Below are 22,572 nucleotides of genomic sequence, written 5' to 3' on the forward strand. Positions count from 1 at the left end.
GCCTAGGCTAGCCCCTTGTCACACAAACTACCGAAGCCTCAATTTTTTTTAAAGTTTCGAAACCGGGGAGGCAATATGCACGGGGATGCATCGAGGAGCAATTCCCAGTCGTGCCATGTCAGCAGCGATGCCGGGCGCATTCACGCGTGCTACAATGCGGGCACCAGAGATGAAAACACAGTCCCCGTCGGGTAGTCGTGGGCGTGCGGGAGTCCGCATCAGTAACCTGCCTCCTTGGTTGTCCCTTCTCTGCATGGTCATCTACATAAAGGAGGAACCAGCCATGCAGATCAGCGTGTCATCCACCCTGACCGTATATCACGACGGCCAATTCTGGGTCGGGCTGGCGGAGCATGTCGAGGACGGCAGATACGGCGCCGCCCGCATCGTCTTCGGCGCGGAACCGTCCGATGAGGAAATCCTGCGATTCGTTACAAGCAAATGGGCGAAGCTCTCGTTCTTCGGTGACGAGGCCACGGAAACAAGCAAGCCCGCGAAGAATCCCAAGCGACGCGCTCGCGAGGCAGCGAAAGCCCTTAAGCGGCCCGCGGTGAGCACCAAGGCACAACAGGCACTCGCAGCACAGCGGGAAGCGATGAAGCGGGAGTCGGCTCAAGCAAGAAGCCAGCGTCGCGCGGATGAGGCGGAGGCGCGCTTCGAGCAGCGAAAGCTGAAGCGCAAGCAGAAGCATCGCGGGCATTGATCGCCATGTGCAGCAAGGCAAACCATATACAGCAGTGGGGCCAGTTCCACTTGAAGCCGACGCCGCGTAGACGCTAATGGTGACGGCTATGCACGGGCACGGGCGAGCCACTGCACTTCACAGCTTGTTTCTCAAGTTTCTCAAGTATTTGGGACGCACACGCGGCGTTCAAAAATGCGGAGCGACTCCACATGGCTCGAGACTGAGCCGAAGTGCCCTACTTCTCGCCCTCCAGCAGCCCCACGATACGGTCGATGTCGACGGCGAAGTGGGGCCTTCCCTCGCGCTCGTAGCGGTCGAGGTACGCCTGGCACTCGGAGACAATGCGCTTGGTGTTGCCGTCGATGATGCGCTGGAGCGTCTCGTAGTAGGCCGAGCCCTCGGTCCTGAAGCGGCGCTGGTAGGACTTGGTTATGGGGAACATCTTGATGTAGTGGATGCCGTGGCGGCAGCCGAGGCGCGTCGTGGGGCGGGGTGGCAACGCAAAGTACTGGTCTTTGGGCACGTTGGGGGCGATGTTGGAATGCAGCGGTACGGCGAAGTCCCTGCGCTTCCCGCGGAAACGCAGCCTCACCACCACGATGCAGGGGAGATTGTGCTTAAGCATGAGCTCGCGGTCGCCCTCGACGAGGTCAAAGAAGTCCTGGGAGATGGATACGACCTTCACCGGTTGCGCCTCTTCATACGAAGTGGGGCCCGCATCGCTGCAGGCCCCTACAGGTGGGCGATATTCTACGCCTTGCGGCACCCCGTCGCCCACGGAGGTTAAACGTACACGTAAGCCGTACTCTGAAAGCCGCGGCTTCCGGCAAGTAGCTTATGCCACGAAAGGTCGCTTTCAACGCGCATAGCTCGCAAAATAACACTCGCTGGGCCGTCACCCCTGGCAGTTGCCCTCCAATCTTCATTGGAGTCAGCAGGTCAATTCATATAGTTATGGGGGGGGTATCCTAAAGGAAATCAAATTTATACCCCCATAACTAAGGAATTTTCTATTCCCACTCAATGGCTAGGGCCCTGGTGTAATTGGCTGGATCACCGTTCCGGGAACCGGTATCGACCTACCTGTCCGCCGAGCTCTTTCTTCAGCTCCAGCCTAGTATCTGATTCGCGCCGTTATAAGCGAAAACCGAAGAGATGCGTCTTAGCCAAGAAAAGAAGGTTAGCCTCATCTTACTGCATGATTCGTGTGTTATAGTTAGATTGCTCTAACTGTTTGGGGGCGACAGCCATGCACGAACGCGAGGGTTTCTGGGAAAAGAACGCCGGTCGGTATGACCGTTTCATGCGAAACGACCGGGCGGCGTATGAGAAGATGTATGGGCTGATCCGGCCGGTGGTGAAAGCAAAGACCGTGCTGGAGGTTGCCACCGGCACGGGGCTTATCGCAAAGAGCGTCGTGGATGCGGCGGCGCGCATCGAGGCTACGGACGCCTCTGCAAAGATGATCCTTGAAGCAAAGCGGGACAATCAATCCGCAAAGCTGCACTTTTCCGTGCAGGATATGTTCCGCCTGCCCTATGCGCAGAAGTCCTTCGAAGTGGTGATCGTTTCCAACGCACTTCACATAGTACCGCATCCGGAAAAGGCCCTGCAAGAAATCAGGCGGGTGCTGAAGGACGACGGCGTGCTCATCGCGCCAACCTTCACCCACGCGGGGAACTCGGTTTCCGGCAAGGCAAAAGCCTTTTTCATGAGTATGGCGGGATTCCCCCTCCACAGCAGGTGGACAAGCGGGGAATACCTGCGTTTCCTGCGTCAAAACGGCTGGGCGGTGCAGAAAAGCGCGGTGCTGAAGGCCTCGTTCCCGTTGACCTATGCGGAATGCACGAAATCGGAGGGGCCAGATGTCGTTCTTTGAAAACACCCGCAAGCCCGTGGGCCTCGGCGGGAAACTTATGGTTGCCATGATGAATCTGGGCCACAGCCCTGTGGCGCGGTGGGGACTTCAGTTTCTACGACTTACGCCAAACGCAAAGGTGCTGGATTGCGGCTGCGGCGGCGGGGCAAACATAAAACGGCTGCTGAAAAAATGCCCGCATGGCGTCGTCAAGGGCGTCGACTATTCGCCCGTCAGCGTGGAGAAGACTAGAAAGCTCAACCGAATTGCAATTCAGGAGGGGCGTTGCGCCGTTCTGCAAGGCAGTGTGGCGGATATGGTGTTTGAGGATAGCTACTTCGATGCCGCCACGGCCTTTGAGACCGTCTATTTTTGGCCTGATTTGCCCCGATGCTTCCGTGAGGTCTGGCGGACGCTGAAGCCAGGCGGGACAATTCTCATCTGCAACGAGAGCAATGGCGATACGGACAAGGACGAGAGGTGGACGCAGATCATCGGCGGCATGACCATCTACAAGGACATTGAATTAAAGGCGTATCTGGAGCAGGCGGGTTTTCACGAGGTGCAGATACGCAAAAAGAAAAAGTGGCTCTGCGTCACGGCGCGGAAGTAAGGGCATCAAGCACGGGCATTTTTGCATCCATCCTGCACATGAGTTAGGCATGACGGTCATAGCGGCTGTGCTGGCGGCAATTATGACAGTTATTCACTGAGGAAGAAACCTATGAAATGTAAAATTGAGAAAAACACCGTGCAGGAGACGCTGATCCTTCCGCTGTATTCCCGGAAGCTGTGTACGGAGCTGTACCCGAACCTTTACAGGGATGAAACAGCGGTTCGTCTGCTCGGCCAGATCGACTACGACTTTTCAGAGGCAGAGAAAAACTCCCGCAGCCTGATGCAGCACTTTGGTGCGCTGGAGGTGGCCACACGGCAGAGTGATCTTGCTTTCGAGGTGCGGGATTACCTGAAAGGCCACCCCAATGCGGCGGTGGTCAATCTAGGCTGCGGGCTGGACAACACCGGCAGAACCTGCGACAACGGTAGATGCAAGATCTACAATCTGGACTTCCCGGATGTGATTGCCTTGCGGCAGCAGCTACTGCCCGCCGGGGATCGAGAACAAAATATCCCCTGCGACCTGAAAGACACCGCATGGTTTAGCAAAATCGATGCCTCCCGCGGGGCGGTGTTCTTTGCCTCCGGGGTGTTCTATTACTTTCTGACCCAGCAGGTCCGGGAACTGGTGCGGGGGATGGCGGACGCTTTCCCCGGCAGTGTGCTGGTCTTTGATGCTGCCAATCGGGCGGCAGTAAAGATGATCGCAAAAACATGGCTAAAGACCGCAAAAATCAAGGATGTGGGGGCATATTTTGCGGTTTCGGATGCCGCCAAGGAAATCGGCACGTGGGACAGCCGTCTGCAGGTCACAAGTCGCGGCTATATGCTGGGCTACAACGATTTGAGAGACCCTTCTGTCAGCGGCTTTTTCCGGTTTCTCGCAAGGGTCGGTGACAACGGGATGAAAATGCAAATCGTGAAAATTAGATTTTAAAAGGCAAAAATGAAGCCCATTCACTTTGACGTTGAAGAAAACGGCTTTTACGGCACATATTGGGCGTGCAAGGACACACATACAGCAGCGGACACGAATTCGATTGAAACCGTGCCCGCTATCTAATACTATATTATTTTATCGAACGTCTGTTCTATTCCCACTCAATACACAACGTTCTCTACCTAGTTCATCTATTTTATCTGATTTACAACCATCCGAACACAGCGACCTGCTGCGGTATACTGCGGCACGGCACTGGGACAGTACTGTGACAAATACCGAAACTCAAACGAAACTCGGCCGGGTTGAGTTTCGATTTTTGTCCCAGCGGGAAACGGGGTGGGGCGGAGTGATCCGAAACCCTCCCCTAGCATAGCTAACCTGCAAGCCACTTGCGATTATCCCCCGGGAATACTGGCAAGTGGTTTTGAGGTGCGGGAAGAAAACGCTGGTTAGGACTTCGTCCCTCATGCGCCGCAGGAGAGTATGGTTGCAGGTGGTTATAGCTTGTTTTTAGGGAGCAGTCGCTTGATTCGGCGTGTGCTATTCGGCTTGAGCGTCGGTTCTGCTTTGAGCAATTTTTGCATGCTGCTTAGTTATGAATTTCTCTGACCACGCTTGGAAATCCTCCGACGCCTTGCCCTCCATTCGAGAGGTCAGCGACTGCTGAATGCCCTGAAACTCGTTTGCAGTACCTTCATTTGCGGCATCGCGCAGTTTGTAGAGCAGATCGTTGCAATCGGCGCAAAGAGTTAGCTTCTTGTCTCCGTTGTCTACTGAAGCGAATGCCTCTAGTAGTTTCTTCTTTCTGCCGCAGCAATCACACTTCAATTTCACGATCCTCCTCTTTTAGCGCTTCGGCCAGGTCTTCGGCCAGCGTTTCCATGTCGCGCTCCGTGACCCTCTTGCGAGGTTTCAGGACCCTCTCAAATAGAGGCTGCAGATACTCTCTAATCTCCTTCTCCTGCTCTTTCGAGCTCACTAGTTTTTCCTGGAGCTTTCTCAGGCTCTTTTTATCGGAGTCAAGTTGGGATATGGCAGCATCCTGCTCTTCTGCAGTTAGGAGATGCTCTATTTCCATATTGACGAAGACGGCGTTGAACATTCGAGTCGTCCATAGCGCGTCGTCTTCTCGGATTATGTCTCCGACGGCCTTCGTCGCTGCTCCCGCGACGCCCCCTATCAGCAGGCCTCCGCCCATCCCGATGATCTTCACTGCTTTTTTGTCGACTTTGTCGGTGAGCTTTTTCCCTGCGATAGCCCCTGTCGCCGCCGTCCCGGCAATCGTGCTTCCGAACGACACGAGTAGAGACGCCATGTTCTTCGTATATTGCGCCCCGGACAGCCTTCCTTCAATCAGTCTGTATGTGTCCGGTGCGGCGAAGACTACGAACATGACCCCCTGGGTAATGAGGTTCGATCCAAGAAACTTCGCGAAGCTCTTCTGTGCTGCAGCGCCGTATACGGCCTTCTTCCCGGCCATCGCCCGAAATGCGTTTACTATTTCCTGTGCCGCTTTGGGCCCTATCCTCTTGGTAATGCCCGCAGCCAACGGGTTTATTGCGTTCAAGAAGCTGGTCCTGGACAGCTGGGAGGCGATGACGCTTCCGGCGAAGCTGAGCCCGTAGACCCGGACGCCCGTAACGATTGCGCACTTCGCCGCCTCCTTTGGACTTCTGGTGCTCCATAGCGCTTGGGCAAATGCGCAGACGGCGGAAATGCCCAGTGCGGAAGTGCATGTTATAGAGCACTCGGCGAAGTCGTAGACGAGCGATTCCACTGTTCCCGGCTTGGCAAGGTTGCGAACCTGCTGGTATGAGAGGTTGCTCTTGCGGATGATATCAAGCGCCGCTTCTGGATCGTTGACTCCTTTAACGGCTCCTTGCTCGATGCGCGTTTTCATATAGGCGACGGCGTCCGCGTACTGGTCCTTCGGAACCTCTATCTTCATCGGGTTGTCGTTGAGGTCGTAGTACCTGAATTCCTTGGTGCCAGCCGGCGTTTTCTTGAAGCAGGCCTCTACGGTTTGGTATGCCGTTTTGCAGAACTTGCACTGCACCGGGGATGCCCCGACTATCTTGTCGGGGCCGTTCTTGGCGTTGTCTCTTCCGACTACCGTTGACTTCTCGCCGTGAATCCAATCAAGCTTCGCGCCAGCTTCCTCCGCGTAGATTCCATGGCCCGTCTTCGTCTGTCCTGCGCCATAGGCTGCATTGAACATCACGCCCTCCACGGTGAAGGAGTTCAGGGCGCTGATCGTCGATCTCTCGGCCAACTCCTCCGCTTCTCTCTTTTGCCTTATCACATCGGAACGGTATTCCCTGAACGCTTCGTACATAGCCTTGTTCTCGAATACCGCGAGGGTCTCGTCTTTGTATTTGATCGCATATCTGCGATTTCCTTTATCCCAGCGCTCCAGGATGTCGTAGTCTTCGGGATCGAAGAAATCCCATGGGATGATGCGGTAGATTGCATTCAGTTTCTGGGCCTTCTCGCCGGTTTCCTTCGCTTTTGCTTTGGCTTCTTTGTTGGCAGCCTTCACGTCTTTCTTGGGCGCTTTGGATATGAATGCGCGATCGGTGAGGGCGATTCCGGCAGGGTATCCTCCATACGAGATCATGTCCGCCCAGAGAATGACGTGGTCGTTGGGGACGGGTAGGCTCCTTTGGATCCTCTGAGCCTCTTCATGGGTGGGTTTGCCGCTTTTGCTTTGCAGCTCTTCGATCATCGCTTGTAATTTCTGATCCATGGCGGCTCCGTAACCCCTTTTCTTTCGTCGAATTATCCCACATTCAGATTGAGTAAAAAATTTTACGCCCTTCATTGGTGGTAGAAATGGCTACTGGGAAGTCCTTCTTGCCTTCGAGGCATTCGATAAGAACAGGAACCTCCACCAAAGTGGCTCTATCAATCATGCGCAGAAAAGGCGGCGGAAGGCGTTCTATGCGCTCTCGTCAGTTGGTCTCTCTTTGCCATTGGACGGGGCTTTCGGGAATGTGACGGTGCCCTGTATGGGAGTCCCTCACCACGACATCGAAATCTCAATCTTGCCTGCGGCCTTTGCCTTCGCCAGGAATTCCAAGAACTGCTCCGTCTTCCCGTCAACGGGACCAGCGGCTTTCGAGAAGAACGCTTGCTCAAACGGGAGCTCCCCGACAGGGCTCGATCCCTCTTCCGGGCTCCCTGATAGGAGGATTTTGTCCTCGATGCTGATCACAACGCAGTTGTGTTCCGTATCGATGATATAGAAGCCATCATGGGTCTCGATTACCTCGCCAGAATCATTGACGAATCGGGCGTCTACGGCGCAGCCGGGGTCCTGCATGCGCCTTGCGGTCACTAAGTCTAGTTCTTTGAATCCCGGGATCTCATCCATCGCGGCGCCCGTCGGCGGCACGAAGCCAGCGGGTCCGACATAGACTTTGCCCACTCCGAACTCGAAGGGGCCGCCCCCTGCGGTTACCTGAGAGGTCCAGACTTCAGGCGATAGACCGAGCTCACTGACGTCGCTGATCTCCCGGATCAGCTTGAGCAGAGAGCTTATGATGAGCGCCAGGTGCGATACGAGCACCACGCCCTGGTTGTATCTGAAGTCATAAGGGAACTCGAGTGCCGCTTCCTTCTCCTGCCTGGGGTCGGCGTGGACGAGGTCGGCGTAGTACCAGCCGAGGCCCAGCAGGGTGTCGGATGCAGACGTCACTTTGTCCGAATTGAGCTCCCCTATCTCCTCGTGAGATGAGATGGCGTTGTAGGAATGAGGCGCAATGTGCTCCTTGCACCATGAGTTGACGAGCTCAAGCAGCTTGCTCTGCCTCTCATCCAGCTCGACGGTTGAGGTGAGAACGCGGATTGCCGCGACGACCTTTTCGAGCTGAATGGGCTCGCTGTCGACGATGCATGGCCGTATCCTTGCCGCTAGCGATTCGAAGATCTCCTCGTCTTCCGGTCTGCTGTTCAGTCTCATCGAAACCGTCGAGTCGTTGAAGCGGAGGGTATAGCTTGGTTGGGCAAGCTCTTTTACCTTCTTGCTCTTGACCAATGAGTGTGCCTCGATTCGACGTGCCCTGACCACGAATCGCTCGAGGGTGTCAATCGCCTCTTGGGGCTCCTTTGGAAGTTTGATGTGGCGTTCCTGTCTTGACATACGGTCCTCTCCGACGGTGTAAACCTGCTTTCCCTGTCGCATTCCCATGGGTCCCCCTTCCGCGTTACGCGGGCGTCTCGTCGCTCGGAACTGGGACAATTTGTCCCAGCGGACGAACCCTGATTCGAGGCTTTTATGGGCATCCTTTCCGCCAAAGCGGCCGTTTTGCGTTGTCTTGAAAAGCGAGCCTAATCTTTCATTACATATATTAACTGGGTTAATGCAAACGCAGTGTCCGTCAACACCGTTGTGTTAGACCACTTTGGATAAGTGTCCTGCACGCAGTACACGCGACGGGGCCCCGGTTGCGACAATTCCATCATCAGGAGAGATGGAGGTTGCAATGGAAGACGTGCTCACCCAGCTGACGAGGCAGTTCCTCCCGCAGATGACGGCTGCCGAGAAGAGCAGGGTCCTGAGATCGCTCAAGGCGCTGATAGACGCGGAGCTTTTCGAACTCGCGGCAAGCGAGGGGGCGGAAGACGATCCCGACAGAGCCTGCCCCTGGTGCGGCTCCCCGCATTACGTGAAGAGGGGGCGAGACGGGCGCGGCCGTCAGCGGTTCCTCTGCCGAGGGTGCGCCAGGACCTTCACCGACGCCACCATGCGCATCTTCTCCACCACCAAGCTCGACAGGTCGGCCTGGATGAGGTTCGCGGAGTGCCACGTGGACATGCTCCCGCTGCGCGAGTCGGCGGAAAAGTGCGGCGTGTGCCTCAAGACGGCGTTCTTCATGCGCCACAGGCTGCTCGAGGCCATGGCCAAGCGCATGCCCGCCTTCCGCGTGGAGGCCGGCGGCGGGGCCGAGCTCGACGAGTGCTTCTTCAGGGAGAGCTTCAAGGGAAACCGCTCCAGGTCGGAGTCCGGCATGCCCAGGAAGCCCCGCACAAGGTCGCAGGGAACCGACGGGCACGAGAAGATATGCGTGCTCACCGGCATCAACGACGCCGGCGACATCTTCTACGAGATCGCGGGGAGGGGCGGCCTCGACGAGGCGGCAGCCAGGGAGCTGCTCGCCGACAAGCTCGCGGCCGGCGCGATAATCTCGACGGACCGTGCGCACGTGTACCGCCGCGTCCTGCCCGCCCTCGGCGTCGGCGCGCACATCGCCAGCAAGAGGGAGGAGCACGCCATCAACAGGGTGAACAGCCTCCACTCCCAGATGAGGCACTTCATCGGCAGGTTCCGGGGTGTCTCCACGAGACGCCTCGAGAACTACCTCGCCTGGTTCAAGTGGACATGGTGCTTCAAGGTCCGCAGGAGCGCGGACGAGCTCGCCGAGCTCATAGTGAGGCAGGCAGCCCGCGGCACGTACGAGAAGACCTGGCGCCAGTACAAGGTGACCCCCTATCCGTTCTACGAGTACTGGATCAAGCAGGCGAAATGGGACTCGCGTGCGCGGAGGGCCATATACGGCGTGGCGTGATGTCCAGGGCGGTCTGGCGCAGCGCATCTGCGGCAAGCGCTGAAGTCGTGCCCCGATGCAAATAGCAACAGCTAGCGATATTCTTCGGGAACGTCGAAACCGTACTCACGGCATAGGAGCATGACATCGTGGGCGTCGTGCTCGTCATGCTGATAGCCCAAGTGAAACAACAGCTGGCTTTCGGGGTCGATGCACGACACCTCCACCTCGCCGATGCGCCCCCTCCCCGAAAAGACCTCCCCGGGAAAACGATCTCCCTGATACAGAATATCGCCATTCTCGGCGAAATCGAAGCAATGCAGGTCGACGATGCGCCCCGCCTCGTCTTGCCACACCGTGTGATCTTCGGTGGTGAAAGATGCAGCCACCTCGGAAAACCCCTCATCAGCAATTAGATCCACGAACCTTTGGTAATCCCCGCGCTGAACGAACAGGTCGATGTCGTTATGAGCCCTGGTCTCACGCCCGACAAGCGCATCGACGCCCCAGCCGCCATCAAGGTATACGCCAATGCCCGCACCTGCGGAAAGGCCGATTATCCAACACGCATCATCCTTGGTGACCATAGGAGCTCCTTCGCTTTCGCCTGCTATCTAAGCAAGAAAGATTATAGGAAAAGTCCCAGTATCCAAAGCGGTCTAACACAACGGTCAACACGGACACTGCGGGCTCTTTCCCGGTGATACGATTTTCCAAGTTCGCCGAAATCGTGCGAGCCTATTGGTCAAGCTCGCCTTCACAAACGCAGTAGAAACACGGTAATAGGTGGTAGTTATACAGCTTGATTGCGATATCGCGCCTTTTAGGGATTTTCTTTGTCGTGTTAAACCTTCCCTTTACCATTGACGATGGAGGTTTCTCGTGAGAAGTATTGCGACAGAGCGACCTGAATTGGTTGATGAATGGCATCCTACTAAGAACGGCGAGCTTACGCCGGGTTCGATTTCCTTCGGCAGCGTGAAGAAGGTCTGGTGGCGTTGCGCTCGTGGTCATGAGTGGGAGGCAAGTCCCAACAACAGGAGCAAAGGGCAAGGTTGCCCCTATTGCTCTGGTAGACGAGCGCTCGTCGGCTTCAATGATCTTGCAACTGTTGAACCTGATATTGCTGCTACCTGGCATCCTGCGAAAAATGGCGATCTCACTCCAGATCAGGTTACTCGGGGCTCCCATAAGAAGGTTTGGTGGATCTGCGAGCGTGGACATGAATGGGAAGCCTCGGTATTTAACCGCACGAAGGGCCGCGGTTGCCCCGCTTGCGCCTCTCTGAATAAAGGGAAACGTCGCAGCGAAGCAGCTCTTAGAAAGAACGGCTCCCTTGCGGAGAAGTTTCCTGAACTTCTGCAGGATTGGGATTATGAGCTGAACGAAGCTCAGCCTTCTGAAATATCCTGCCTCTCGAATCTGCGATCTCGTTGGGTTTGCCATGTTTGTGGTCATCGCTGGACTGCCTCTGTATATAAACGGACTGCCGAAAACCATACGTGTCCAGTTTGCGCACGAAAAGTCGTCAAGCCTGGATTCAACGACCTTCAATTCAATCGGCCGGATATAGCACTCGAATGGGCTTCTAGTCTTAACGGAAACTTAAAGCCTTCCGATGTAACGGTGGGGAGCAATAAGAAGGTCTGGTGGCAATGCGATAAGGGTCATACATGGTTAGCTGAGGTAAGCCAGAGAACCTCTGGTGCGGGATGCCCTTATTGCTCCAATCAAATGGTTTGGCCTGGCTATAACGACTTGGCGACAACCAATCCTGTTATTGCGTCTGAGTGGCATCCTGCAAAAAATGGAAATTTGAAGCCTACCGATATTGCTGCTGGAAGTTCGAGGAAGAAGGTTTGGTGGCTTTGTCCTTTTGGGCATGAGTATCAGGCTACGCCGGCAAATCGCAGCATTGGGACGGGGCGTCCTGTTTGCGCCAAGGAAGGCAAGACGAGCTTTCCGGAGCAGGCATTGTATTTCTACTTCTCTAAAATCACTCCTGCTTTCAACAGATATCAATATGACGGAAAGTATGAGGTTGATGTTTGGCTTCCGGAGTTGAATGCGGGCATCGAATACGACGGAGCCTTTTGGCATGCTTCGCTTGCGGTAAAGGAGCGCGAGAAGAAAAAAGACCAATTTTTTATCGAGCGTGACATTAAGCTCATACGCATTAAAGAAGTGAAGAGAGCCGAGGATGTGCTAGAGGATTTCGAAACAACCTTATATTGCCAAAGCTCGATCAATGGTTCTCAAATTCCTAATGTTATTGCTCGAATCAGCCGGCTTCTTGGTTTAGCCGAAGTTCCTGATGTGGACATAGAACGTGACAGGATCGCCATATACAGCCAATATGTTTCTGGGCAAAAGGCCAACAGCTTGTCAGCAACCAATCCTGATCTTGCTAGGGAATGGCATCCGACGAAGAACGGCATCCTTACGCCTGAAATGATCAGCCGATCTAGCGGCAAGAAGGTCTGGTGGCTTTGCGAGAAGGGGCACGAGTGGCAGAGTTCGGTAGACAATCGAAGTCGTGGTAATGGTTGTCCCTATTGCGCGGGCGTGAAGCTGCTCGTCGGTTTCAGTGACCTTGCCACCACGAATCCTGAAATTGCTGCTGAATGGCATCCCACAAAAAATGCGCCTTTGACACCCAGGGATGTAACCAGAGGAAGCACGAAACGCAAGCCTTGGTGGGTCTGCCCTAATGGTCATGAATACCGAGCCACAGTATCCAACCGCACGCTTGGCAAAGGTTGTCCAATCTGTTCAAAAGTGAAGAGAGGGAAAGCAAAACACGTTACGCATCTGCTGACCCATGACAGTCTCGACGTTACTCATCCAGAACTTTGCAAAGAGTGGGATTTCGAGAGGAATGGAATTATTTTGCCTTCGGATGTTACGAATGGAGCCGACACTAAGGTGTGGTGGATCTGCGATCGAGGGCATCACTATCAGGCGACTGTAGCCAATCGTGTTTATGGTAAAGGCTGCTCTTATTGTGCAGGAAAAAAGGTTCTTGAGGGGTTCAACGATTTGGCGAGTGCTGCACCTGAAATTGCATCCCAATGGCATCCGACCAAAAATGGGCATAAGAAACCCAATGAAGTGGTCGCTGGCAGTCATGCAAAGGCCTGGTGGCTCTGCGAAAAGGGACACGAGTGGGAAGCGCAAATAAAAAGCCGAGTTAAGCAAGGCGTTGGATGTCCGTACTGCTCAAACAAACGTTGCTTGAAGGGGTATAACGATCTCGCTTCTCGATATCCCGACCTGTTGGCGGAGTGGGATTGGGAAAAGAACGTAGACCTCAAGCCAGATGAGATCGTCTGCGGTTCGGGCAAGAAAGCGTGGTGGAAGTGCTCCGAAGGCCATTCTTGGCAAGCACCGATTTATAGAAGAGCCGAAGGGAGAGGTTGTCCTATTTGTCGACATGAACATAGGAAATCAGACAGTCGGTGACGAATCTCAATGGACCGGGTTTTGTGTCGAAAAATCTGTAGCAACCCTCCGATTCCTTTTGTACCCCCATCTCGTGCCTCGTTTGCCGTCTATACCACTCAAGTAATGGATGAGGTTGTCTTGTGATCCCAAGGCGGTTCGCTATTCGGAATTGGGACAAAATGTCCCAGCGATCGATCCCTTCTCTGCGCTGCCGAGCGCGTTCTTTCCGATCATATGGGTCCATGAGCGCTTTCCGGAAAATGGATCCAATACCGCATTCCATATATTAACTGGGTTTATGCAAGCACAGTGTCCGTTAGTACGGACACTGTGAAGCGTTCGCTGGTAATACGATTTTCCAAGCTCGCCGAAACCGTGCGAGCCTATCGGCCAAGCCTGCCTTCACAAACGCAGCAGAAACACGGCACAGGTGGTGATGCGATGCACGTCTGGAAGACCTAGGGGCAGACGCGGACTCGCATTCAGCATCGATGCTGGCGCGTCAGACAATCATCGTCCAGGGGAAGCGCCCATGCCGCTGGGACAATTTGTCCCCGCGGGCGCCGCGCCCTCAATATGTCCCTTTTCTGAATACGGGACTAACAGAACCCTGCAGAACCTAGAGCGCCCTCTCTGCGAAACCCTCCTCCTGACCTTCGTGTAGAAAGCAGGAAAGCGTACACGGCGCACGCCGCTGAAAACTGCGGAACGATACGGAATCGACAGGCAAGAAATGCAAACCTCGCAATATCCCAATCAAAATTGTATAATCCCAAGGCAAATGGGAATATGCAAAAGGGACTGGTAATGAACGATACCATAAAATACCTGAAAGATGAGATGGGCCTCTTCGTGACCGAGTTCGAATGGTCTGGAGCGTCTGACCTCCCGCTTTATCTTGCTAAGGCGGCATCCTATCGGCTGTGTTCCTGCAACGGGGTCGATTTCATTATGGCAGAGGTCGAGGGGGAGGTCTCGCTTCCCAACCTCAAGAGGATCGTCTCTCAAGTGTCGGCGAGGGCGGGCCTGCAGGTTGCGCTCGTCGCCCAGATCGACGCGCGCCAGCGAAAGGCCCTCGTTTCACAGGGCATCCCGTTCGTCGTTCCCGGCAGGCAGGCTTTCCTTCCGATGCTGGGTTTCGTTGCGAGCGCGAAACGGGAGCCGCGTTCTCTTCCGGAGGTGCTGGCGCCAGGTACTCAGGCTGTGCTGGTTACGCTGCTGGCCAACCCAGAGGTGCGAACGTCCGAAGAGCTGATGAGGGCGACGGGCATGCCGTCGTCGAGCATCTCGAGGGCCCTCGACGATCTGTCTCGCAGGGGGCTCGTAAGCAAGTCCAAAAACGGCCGCGCAGTGGTCATCGAACGCAGCACGAGCAGGAACGATCTCGTCAAAAGTGCAATCGGATGCCTGCGGAATCCTGTCGCGCGGGCCGTGTATGCGAAAAGAGACGAGCAAACGGCGCAGCTTCCGCTTGCGGGGGTGAGCGAGCTTTCGCAGCGCAGTATGCTGGCAGCCCCCCGAATCGAGCAGCGCGCGGTATCGAGGAGGGCCTTCAAAGAACTTGAGTTCGAGGAGGTCCAACTTGGCGAGCTTCACGATGAGGAGACGGTTCAGGTCCAGGTATGGGCGTACGACCCGCTCGTGGCAGGAGGAGATGCGGTTGACGACGTGTCGCTTGCGTTGACGCTCGTCGGCGAGGGCGACGAGCGCGTCATCGGCCAGTTGAACGCGATTTTTGGGGAGGAATTATGGCAGTGAGCGAAGTTTACGGGCTACGCCGGTTCTCGGAATACATGGAGGGCCTCGAGGACTGCTATGCGATCATTGGCGGCACGGCGTGCGACATCATCCTGAGCAACGCGGATCTCGACTTCAGGGTCACCAAGGACATCGACGTCATCCTGATTGCCGAGAACCGCTTTTCCGAGGTTGCGGCGGCAATATGGAAGCTGGTGAAGGACGGCGGCTACGATTGCGGATGGAGGGGCTCCGGGGGAGTTCATTTCTATCGATTCACCAAGCCGAGCGTTGCTGGCTTCCCGAGCATGGTGGAGCTGTTTAGCAAAGCCCCCTCGTTCATCAAGGAACCAGAAGGGCTGACAATCGTCCCGCTGCCAGCGGGCGAAGAGGCGTCGAGCCTTTCGGCTATCCTTCTCGATGACGACTACTACGCCTACATGAAGTCCGGTTGCAAGGAGGTCGACGGGATCATGGTTCTGGACGAGGTGCACCTTGTCCCTTTCAAGGCCAAGGCCTATCTCGATCTATCGAAGCGTAAGGCCGCTGGCGAGAGGGTCGATTCGAGCGACATCAAGAAGCACAAAAAGGATGTTTTCAGGTTGGCTCAGCTCTTCTCCCCGAGAACGTCGTCGGCACTGCCCGATTCGATTCGCAACGATATGACTGAGTTTTGCGAGAAGGTCCGTGCCGAGGGCGTTCCTCTGAAGCAGATGGGGGTTCCAATGACGCTCGAGGAGGGAATTGAGCTGATCAAGCGTGTATACGACCTGTAGGGGCGGTTTCGGAATCTTTCAAGCATGCGACGAAGTAGGTGATGGGTTAGTTTTTTCGGCTTCGGTCGTATTGGGGACGATGCCCGAATGACGAAACTGAGATTGTTCCGAAAAGCAAAGAGCCGCAGCATTGCTACGGCTCTAAATTCATGCTATGATATGGGAAAATAGAACATTTGTTCGGTTATTCCCACTCGATGGTCGCGGGCGGCTTGGACGTAATGTCGTAGCATACGCGGTTGGCGCCAGGGACCTCGGCAACGATGCGGCCGGAGATGCGGGCCAGGACGTCGTAGGGCAGCTTGGCCCAATCGGCGGTCATGGCATCGCTGGACTCGACGGCACGCAGGATGATCGGGCGCTGATAGGTGCGCTCGTCACCCATGACGCCAACGGACTTGATGTCGGGCAGGACCGCGAAATACTGCCAGCAGCTGTGCTCGGAGTTGCGCTCGCCGGTCTGCTCAAACAGACGCTGGTTGTAGGCGTCGAGCTCCTCGCGCACGATAGCGTCGGCATTCTTGAGGATCTCGAGCTTCTCTTTGTCGACCGCACCGATGATGCGGATGGCAAGACCCGGGCCCGGGAAAGGCTGACGGAACACGATGTGACCCGGCAGACCCAGCGCCAGACCAAGCGCGCGGACCTCGTCCTTAAAGAAGTGGTCGAGCGGCTCAATGAGGTCGAAGTGCACGCCCTCGGGGAACGGGATCAGGTTGTGATGGCTCTTGATGGTGGCCGTCTTGCCGCCCGTCTTGCGAGCGCCGGACTCGATGATGTCGGGGTAGATGGTGCCCTGAGCCAGGTACTTCACGGGTTTACCATCGGTCTCAAGCTGCTGAGCAACCGCGAAGAACTCTTTCCAGAACTGCGTACCGATGATGCGGCGCTTCTCCTCGGGCTCGGTCACGCCGGCCAGAAGCTCGGCATAACGGTCCTCGGCGTGGACGTGGATAAAGTCGACGTCAAACTGCTTGGTGAAGACCTCCTCCACCTGCTCGGGCTCGCCCTTGCGCAGCAGACCGTGGTTGATGAACACGCAGGTCATCTGCTTGCCTACGGCGCGGGCGCCAAGAGCTGCCACGACGGAGGAGTCGACGCCGCCGGACAGGGCCAGAATCACGCGGTCGTTGCCGACCTTCTCGCGGAACTCGGCCGTCATGGTCTCGACCAGGTTGTCCATGCTCCAGTTGGGCTCCAGGCCGCAGATCTCAAACAGGAAGTTGCTCAGCAGCTGCTGACCGTACTCGGAATGCTTGACCTCGGGGTGGAACTGCGTGGTGAAGATCTTGCGCTCGACGCACTCCATGGCGGCAACCGGGCACACGTCGGTGCTGGCGGTAACGGTAAAGCCCTCGGGCACCTCGGAGACGGCATCGCGGTGGCTCATCCACACGGTCTGCTCCATGGGCGTGGAGTTAAAGAGCTTGGCGCCTGCCGTGCGCGTGATGGTGGCGCGGCCATACTCGCCCACCTCGGAGTGGCCGACCTTGCCACCGAGCGTCACGGCCGTGATCTGATGACCGTAGCAAAAGCCCAGGACGGGAAGGCCCAGGTCAAAGATGGCGGGGTCGATGGACGGAGCGTCCTCGGCGTACACGGAGGCCGGGCCGCCGGAAAGGATGAGCGCAGAGGCGTTCATCTCGCGAATCTCGTCGGCCGAGATGTCGCAGGGGACAATCTCGGAATACACGTTGAGGTCGCGGACGCGACGGGCAATGAGCTGACCGTACTGCGCACCAAAGTCGAGTACGAGGACCTTTGCGGAAGCCTTTTGATCCATGGTTCCCCCTCTTGTTGGCGGGGAGCCGGTGCCCACCCGCGCGAATGAACGAAATTAACTTCCATAGTGTACACGTTATATGGGATTTCTCGTCCCTCGCAGCCATCAGCGCACGGCAAACGCACGACCTGGGCCCCTGTTTGACGACAATTGAAGTGTTACCAAACGTTACGGATGATGTAATACGTTTGAACATTGGACGCCCTGTGCCACAATACTGCCGAACGACTCCGCCTCTGCGGCGGCAAATACGATAGGAATACCAGCATGAAGCGCATCCTTCTCATCGCCACGGGCGGCACCATCGCATCGACCGAGGACGGCAACGGCCTCTCCCCCGCCCTGACCGGTGAGGAGCTCGCCCAGAGCGTCCCCGAGATCTCGGGCCTCTGCGAGCTCGACGTCGTGCAGCCCATGAACATCGACAGCACCAATATGCGTCCGAGCGACTGGATGCGTATCCGCGACGTCATCGTCGAGGGTTATGCCGACCACGACGGCTTCGTGATTCTGCACGGCACCGACACCATGAGCTACACCGCGGCGGCGCTTTCCTATCTGATTCAGGACAGCCCCAAGCCCATCGTACTCACCGGCTCGCAAAAGCCCATGGGCAATCCCTTTACCGACGCCAAGCTCAACCTGTACCAGAGCCTGCTCTATGCGCTCGACGAGCATTCGCACGACGTCTCGATTGTCTTTGGCGGCGTAGCCATTGCCGGCACGCGCGCCCGCAAGCAGCGCACCATGAGCTTTAACGCGTTCATTAGCGTCAACTATCCGCCCATTGCCTATATCCGCAACGACCGCATCGTTCGCAACGGACTCCACGGCACTCACCAGGACGAGAACCCGGTTCGTTTCTACGACAGCATCGACCCGCGCGTATTTGTCCTTAAGCTGACACCCGGCGTGAACCCGGGTATCCTGGACGCTCTTGCCGATAGCTACGACGCTGTGATTCTGGAGACCTTTGGCATTGGCGGTATCCCCGAGTTTGGTGAGTCGGGCGAGTCGTTCCAAGAGGCAATTTTCCGCTGGGTCGATTCGGGTCGCACTGTCGTTATGACCACGCAGGTCCCCGAAGAGGGCCTTGACCTGGGTGTTTATGAGGTCGGCCGTGCCTACGCCGATCATCCGGGCATTTTGCGCGGCGACGACATGACCACCGAGACGCTCGTGGCCAAAACCATGTGGGCACTCGGCCAGTCACGTGATGCGGCCGAGATTCAGCGCCTGTTCTACAGCCAAGTCAACCACGACCGCATCCCGATGGCGTAATCCCTAAGGCAGCTCCACTTATCGCAGCCTTAAACGACAGGTGGTCCCCCTCGGGCCGTGCAAAAATCGGAGTATTCTGCAATTCCTCCTCCGGAGGCATAGAATCGGCCGATTATTAGACGAACTTTTAGGACGAAGGGGCCGTCTAGTAAATATTTATTCCTCATTTTTATTTAGAGTGTGGATTATCTACTGTCAAAAAGGCAAAGCCAGCCGCTCGAGCTACCATCTACGGCCGAACTGGTGCTGAATACTCGCGATTTTGCACATCGCAACCAGGGGGACCCGCCCAAAGAGCGTCAAATACAGCGGGGGAACGCCCTATTCGATCCCCTCGAGAAGCTCTGACACCGTCATGCCGAGTGCGGGCGCGATCTTAAATAGAACCTTGAGCGTGAAATTTGCCGTTCCATCTTCGATTCTGTCGAGATAGGGGCGACTGATTCCTGCTGCCACACAAAAATCGACCTTGGAGATACCAAGGTCCCTGCGCGTCTCTTCGACCCGCCTGCCAAGAATCTGTTTCGCACGTTCGTCCATGCAGACGAGTTTGAAATGGAGCTGAACAAAAACGTAAACTATAGTTTACGTTTTGCCGAATACACAGGAGTTTTCTATGTCGGGTTCTTCGGTCCGCATGTACCGAGCCACGCTTCGCACAAACAGCGCACCGCCCAAGCTCTTCGTCGTTGAAGCCGAATGCCTTTCACCCGATGAGCGCACAGCATTTGCATTGCTATCAAGTCGCGTCGCCGCCGTTCTGGTCCCTTGCCCGGCGCAAGGTGAACTTGCCATCCAATGCCAAACGCATAGCTGCTCGCTCAATCAGGCTGCCGTAATCGCAACCAGCCAACGCGGCCTACCCCTTCTTTTAGAAGCCGGCATTGCGCTCACCCTTCGCGGCGCCGGATACGAAAACGAGGCCGCCGCCGATATGGTCTTTAAACCACGATCGAGCGGCGGCCTCGCAGCAGCCATCGAATATGCTTGCAGGCTCGTTGCCTAAAAGGGCAAGCTAGAAACCAAAGCCAAAGCCCGTTCCGGTAATCGCCGAATACATAAAGTAGACGTTGATCACGTTGAGGAACACGCCCGTAATGCAGCCGTTGCGCAGATAGCGCTCGCACACGATGCGCGCCATGGCGGCAGAGTCATCATTGTTTTTAGCCTGGCGTCCTGCCGTAAAGTACGTCGCCACGCTCAGCAGCAGGTTGAGCACCGGCAGTGCCAGCAGCTCGTAGCTCTTGCCCCAGCGCGTCACCTCGCCGGCGGCATTAAACTTTGTTGCCACCTCGGGACCAATGTTGGGGATAACACACGCTGCGACCGCCAGCGGAATCACCGCAAGTACGAGCAGCGCAATACCCATGTAGCCGGCTTTTTTGCCATATTTAAACATATGCGTCGTCCTTACACGTTAAAGCGGAAGTGCACGACGTCACCATCGGCCATGACATAGTCCTTGCCCTCAATACGCAGCTTGCCGGCGGCCTTGGCGCCCTGCTCACCGCCGAGCTCGATGTAGTCGTCATAGCCAATGACCTCGGCCTTAATAAAGCCGCGCTCAAAGTCGGTGTGGATGACGCCGGCGGCCTGCGGGGCGGTCGCGCCCTGACGAACCGTCCAGGCCTTGACCTCCATCTCGCCGGCCGTAAAGAACGACTGCAGGCCGAGCAGCTTATAGGCCGCCTGCGCGAGCACGTCCAGGCCGGGCTGCTCCAGGCCCAGGCTCTCCAGGTAGTCGGCGGCGTCCTCGGGATCGAGCTCGGAAAGCTCGGCCTCGATCTTGGCGCAGATGGGCAGCGGCTTAACACCATCGATGGGCGCCAGATCGTCGTTGAGCATATCCTCGTCCACGTTGGCCACATACAGGATGGGCTTCATAGTGAGCAGGAACAGGCCCTTGGCAGCGGCGCGCTCCTCATCGGTCATCTCCATGGACGCGGCGCGCTTGCCCTCGTTGAGCCAGGCAAGCAGGCGCTTGGCGACCTCGAACTTGGGCATGAGCTCCTTGTCGCGCTTGGCCTCCTTCTCGAGCTTGGGCAGCTGCTTCTCGAGCGTGCCAATGTCGGCCAGGATGAGCTCGGTCATGATGGTGTCGGCATCGCCGGCGGGATCGACGAACTCGCCCGTACGACCTACCTCGCGCATAACGTTGGGGTCCTTAAAGTAGCGCACGACCTCGCAGATGGCGTCGGTCTCGCGAATGTTGGCCAGGAACTGGTTGCCCAGGCCCTCGCCCTCGTTGGCGCCCTTCACCAGACCTGCGATGTCGACGAACTCGACCGTCGCCGGCACAATGCGACCCGGGTTAACGATGTCGGCGAGCTTTTGCAGGCGGCTATCGGGCACGTCGACGATACCCACGTTGGGGTCGATCGTGGCAAACGGGTAGTTGGCGGCAAGGCCGGTCTTTTTGGTAAGCGCGGTGAACAGCGTCGACTTGCCCACGTTGGGCAGGCCCACGATACCGATGGAAAGGGACACGACAGCTCCTTTTGGTACAAGCATTTCAAACTGCATAAGTATAGCGCCGCCGCAGCATCTGGGCTAACCCGGACGCCACGGCGGCACGAATGAAGCAGAGATAGGGGTCGCTGACTAGTCCGCGAGCTTCTCCACCTGATCGAGCATCTTGTCGAGCTTGGCCTTCGCCTCAGCCTTGACCTTCTGGGCTTCTTCGTGGGCCCTAGCCTTCTGGGCGGCCTTTTCCTCGGCCTCGGGATCGACGACGACTAGGTTGGATGCATCATGTTCAACCAGCTTAAGCGCATGCTCGGGGCACACCTTGACGCAGGCTCCGCAACCCAGGCAATACGTGGACTCCAGTGCAAAGCGGCCGCTTCCCACCAGATCGCAGGCAAACGTGGGGCACACGTTGACGCACTCGCCGCACGACGTGCACTTGTCAAAATCGCATTCCGGCGTGCTCACCTGCATGTTCTGGGCAAGCTCGGGGTGGTTTTGCAGCGTCGAGAGCACCAGCTGGCGCCCGTGCGTAAGCGTGCGGCGACGTTTGGCCGTCGTGGTGCCGCACATGGTGTTGAGCGTACGCTCCAACTGAGTAATCTGATGGCGATGGGCTTTGAGCTTCTGCGTCACCGAGGCCAGTGCCGCCGTTGCCGGATTGAGCTTGGTCACGGTAAGGCCCGTGGTGCGGGCGATCTTTTCCATGTACTCCTTGCGCTCGTACTCGCGGCGCTTATGGCACTTGAGGCTTTTGGGATCGACCTCCAGACCCATGCCCGTACCGGCCCACTCCTCGGCAGTGGCGATGGCCTCGCCCAGAATATCCTCGCCACCGGTGTTGCGGCACTTATCGCACACGCCCAACGGCAGGTACACGCTCACGTTGGGATAGTCGGCCAGCACCGAGAACCAGGTCTCGGCCGTAATATCGCCCACGCAGGCAACGACGACCTCGTTTTCGCGCGGCATGCGCTTGAGGGCGCGCGTGCAGGTGACGTAGGCGGTCTCGTGGCTCGTAGCTGCCGAGACAATGTCGTCGTAAAGGTTTTTGGGCGCCAGGCGCGGCGAAATAATCGCCTCGGTCGGACAGGCAGCGGCGCACAGGCCGCACTTGCGACAGGAATCGAGGATCTCGATGGCATCTTCCTCGACCTCGATGGCGTTGACCGGGCACACGTCCATGCACGCGGTGCAGCCACTCTTTTCGTTTTTGCAGGTCAAGCACGGAATGGTGTTGCCGCGCGGACGCTCCTTGTAGTCGGCAGGATTCCACTGCGGCGCCGACGGATCGAGTGCGTCGGTCACACCGCCAAGCGGGTTTTTAAGAAAGTCGAAACCCTTGCTGATTTCGATAATGTCATCAAACAGATCGTGTTCCTGCGCCATGCGCGGCCCCTCCCTGAGCAGTGCAAACAAGCAAGAAATAATGATA

20 protein-coding genes are annotated in these 22,572 nt (G+C 56.8%); 10 read left to right on the plus strand and 10 right to left on the minus strand.

Annotated features, from left to right (window positions below):
- Window positions 1-283: 283 nt before the first annotated feature.
- Window positions 284-703 (plus strand): YjdF family protein, encoded by a 420-nt coding sequence (locus tag DW037_RS08565; RefSeq protein ID WP_118373182.1) that lies wholly within the window; start codon window positions 284-286, stop codon window positions 701-703.
- A 217-nt stretch (window positions 704-920) separates the two neighbouring features.
- Here DW037_RS08565 and DW037_RS08570 read toward each other — a convergent pair whose 3' ends face one another.
- Window positions 921-1,370, minus strand: coding sequence for a hypothetical protein (locus DW037_RS08570; RefSeq protein ID WP_118373184.1), 450 nt, complete (start codon window positions 1,368-1,370; stop codon window positions 921-923).
- 564 nt (window positions 1,371-1,934) lie between these two features.
- On the opposite strand from DW037_RS08570, the gene DW037_RS08575 reads away from it, so the two are divergent.
- The 3 genes from DW037_RS08575 (at window position 1,935) to DW037_RS08585 (ending at window position 4,098) form a co-directional block, all read left to right on the plus strand.
- The gene (locus tag DW037_RS08575; RefSeq protein ID WP_118373186.1) at window positions 1,935-2,564 is read left to right on the plus strand and encodes a class I SAM-dependent methyltransferase; all 630 of its coding nucleotides are present in this window, start codon (window positions 1,935-1,937) and stop codon (window positions 2,562-2,564) included.
- Window positions 2,551-3,156 (plus strand): class I SAM-dependent methyltransferase, encoded by a 606-nt coding sequence (locus DW037_RS08580; protein WP_118373188.1) that lies wholly within the window; start codon window positions 2,551-2,553, stop codon window positions 3,154-3,156. The genes DW037_RS08575 and DW037_RS08580 overlap by 14 nt, the downstream gene beginning before the upstream one ends.
- 111 nt (window positions 3,157-3,267) lie before the next feature.
- Entirely contained in the window at window positions 3,268-4,098 is an 831-nt protein-coding gene (locus DW037_RS08585; RefSeq protein WP_118373190.1) for a class I SAM-dependent methyltransferase, read from the plus strand.
- Window positions 4,099-4,644: 546 nt separating this feature from the next.
- On the opposite strand, the gene DW037_RS08590 is transcribed toward DW037_RS08585, so the two are convergent.
- The 3 genes from DW037_RS08590 to DW037_RS08600 all read right to left on the minus strand — a co-directional run bounded on the left by DW037_RS08590 (window position 4,645) and on the right by DW037_RS08600 (window position 8,293).
- Window positions 4,645-4,938, minus strand: a complete 294-nt coding sequence (locus DW037_RS08590; RefSeq protein ID WP_117635923.1) for a hypothetical protein — start codon at window positions 4,936-4,938, stop codon at window positions 4,645-4,647.
- Window positions 4,922-6,850, minus strand: a complete 1,929-nt coding sequence (locus DW037_RS08595) for a hypothetical protein (RefSeq protein ID WP_117635922.1) — start codon at window positions 6,848-6,850, stop codon at window positions 4,922-4,924. Before DW037_RS08595 ends, DW037_RS08590 begins: the two co-directional genes overlap by 17 nt.
- A gap of 273 nt (window positions 6,851-7,123) precedes the next feature.
- Window positions 7,124-8,293, minus strand: a complete 1,170-nt coding sequence (locus tag DW037_RS08600; protein WP_117635921.1) for a hypothetical protein — start codon at window positions 8,291-8,293, stop codon at window positions 7,124-7,126.
- A 295-nt stretch (window positions 8,294-8,588) separates the two neighbouring features.
- Here DW037_RS08600 and DW037_RS08605 point away from each other — a divergent pair, with 295 nt between their 5' ends.
- Window positions 8,589-9,671, plus strand: coding sequence for an IS1595 family transposase (locus DW037_RS08605; RefSeq protein ID WP_158551007.1), 1,083 nt, complete (start codon window positions 8,589-8,591; stop codon window positions 9,669-9,671).
- Window positions 9,672-9,742: 71 nt separating this feature from the next.
- On the opposite strand, the gene DW037_RS08610 is transcribed toward DW037_RS08605, so the two are convergent.
- Window positions 9,743-10,237 (minus strand): nucleotidyltransferase domain-containing protein, encoded by a 495-nt coding sequence (locus DW037_RS08610; RefSeq protein ID WP_117635919.1) that lies wholly within the window; start codon window positions 10,235-10,237, stop codon window positions 9,743-9,745.
- Window positions 10,238-10,532: 295 nt separating this feature from the next.
- Between DW037_RS08610 and DW037_RS08615 the strand changes: the two genes are divergently transcribed.
- From DW037_RS08615 to DW037_RS08625, 3 genes are all read left to right on the plus strand, one after another.
- On the plus strand, window positions 10,533-13,112 hold the full coding sequence (locus DW037_RS08615; RefSeq protein WP_118373192.1) for a zinc-ribbon domain-containing protein: 2,580 nt from the start codon (window positions 10,533-10,535) through the stop codon (window positions 13,110-13,112).
- A 789-nt stretch (window positions 13,113-13,901) separates the two neighbouring features.
- Window positions 13,902-14,852, plus strand: a complete 951-nt coding sequence (locus tag DW037_RS08620) for a MarR family transcriptional regulator (RefSeq protein ID WP_158551006.1) — start codon at window positions 13,902-13,904, stop codon at window positions 14,850-14,852.
- Window positions 14,843-15,607 (plus strand): hypothetical protein, encoded by a 765-nt coding sequence (locus DW037_RS08625; RefSeq protein ID WP_117635916.1) that lies wholly within the window; start codon window positions 14,843-14,845, stop codon window positions 15,605-15,607. Before DW037_RS08620 ends, DW037_RS08625 begins: the two co-directional genes overlap by 10 nt.
- A 184-nt stretch (window positions 15,608-15,791) precedes the next feature.
- Here DW037_RS08625 and guaA read toward each other — a convergent pair whose 3' ends face one another.
- Entirely contained in the window at window positions 15,792-17,390 is a 1,599-nt protein-coding gene (gene guaA / locus DW037_RS08630; protein WP_117635915.1) for a glutamine-hydrolyzing GMP synthase, read from the minus strand.
- Window positions 17,391-17,657: 267 nt separating this feature from the next.
- Here guaA and DW037_RS08635 point away from each other — a divergent pair, with 267 nt between their 5' ends.
- The gene (locus DW037_RS08635; protein WP_089572789.1) at window positions 17,658-18,671 is read left to right on the plus strand and encodes an asparaginase; all 1,014 of its coding nucleotides are present in this window, start codon (window positions 17,658-17,660) and stop codon (window positions 18,669-18,671) included.
- A gap of 321 nt (window positions 18,672-18,992) precedes the next feature.
- Here the strand turns inward: DW037_RS08635 and DW037_RS08640 are convergent, their stop codons facing one another.
- The gene (locus tag DW037_RS08640) at window positions 18,993-19,211 is read right to left on the minus strand and encodes a helix-turn-helix domain-containing protein (protein ID WP_099432713.1); all 219 of its coding nucleotides are present in this window, start codon (window positions 19,209-19,211) and stop codon (window positions 18,993-18,995) included.
- Between the two features lie 76 nt (window positions 19,212-19,287).
- Between DW037_RS08640 and DW037_RS08645 the strand changes: the two genes are divergently transcribed.
- Window positions 19,288-19,677, plus strand: a complete 390-nt coding sequence (locus DW037_RS08645; RefSeq protein ID WP_117635914.1) for a hypothetical protein — start codon at window positions 19,288-19,290, stop codon at window positions 19,675-19,677.
- A gap of 9 nt (window positions 19,678-19,686) precedes the next feature.
- On the opposite strand, the gene DW037_RS08650 is transcribed toward DW037_RS08645, so the two are convergent.
- The 3 genes from DW037_RS08650 to DW037_RS08660 all read right to left on the minus strand — a co-directional run bounded on the left by DW037_RS08650 (window position 19,687) and on the right by DW037_RS08660 (window position 22,526).
- The gene (locus DW037_RS08650; protein ID WP_117635913.1) at window positions 19,687-20,070 is read right to left on the minus strand and encodes a DUF1648 domain-containing protein; all 384 of its coding nucleotides are present in this window, start codon (window positions 20,068-20,070) and stop codon (window positions 19,687-19,689) included.
- An 11-nt stretch (window positions 20,071-20,081) separates the two neighbouring features.
- The gene (ychF, locus tag DW037_RS08655) at window positions 20,082-21,158 is read right to left on the minus strand and encodes a redox-regulated ATPase YchF (RefSeq protein WP_117635912.1); all 1,077 of its coding nucleotides are present in this window, start codon (window positions 21,156-21,158) and stop codon (window positions 20,082-20,084) included.
- 114 nt (window positions 21,159-21,272) lie between these two features.
- Entirely contained in the window at window positions 21,273-22,526 is a 1,254-nt protein-coding gene (locus tag DW037_RS08660) for a 4Fe-4S binding protein (protein WP_117635911.1), read from the minus strand.
- Window positions 22,527-22,572 lie beyond the last annotated feature (46 nt).

The sequence above is a fragment of the Collinsella sp. AF39-11AT genome, assembly GCF_003474585.1.
Lineage (GTDB): Bacteria > Actinomycetota > Coriobacteriia > Coriobacteriales > Coriobacteriaceae > Collinsella.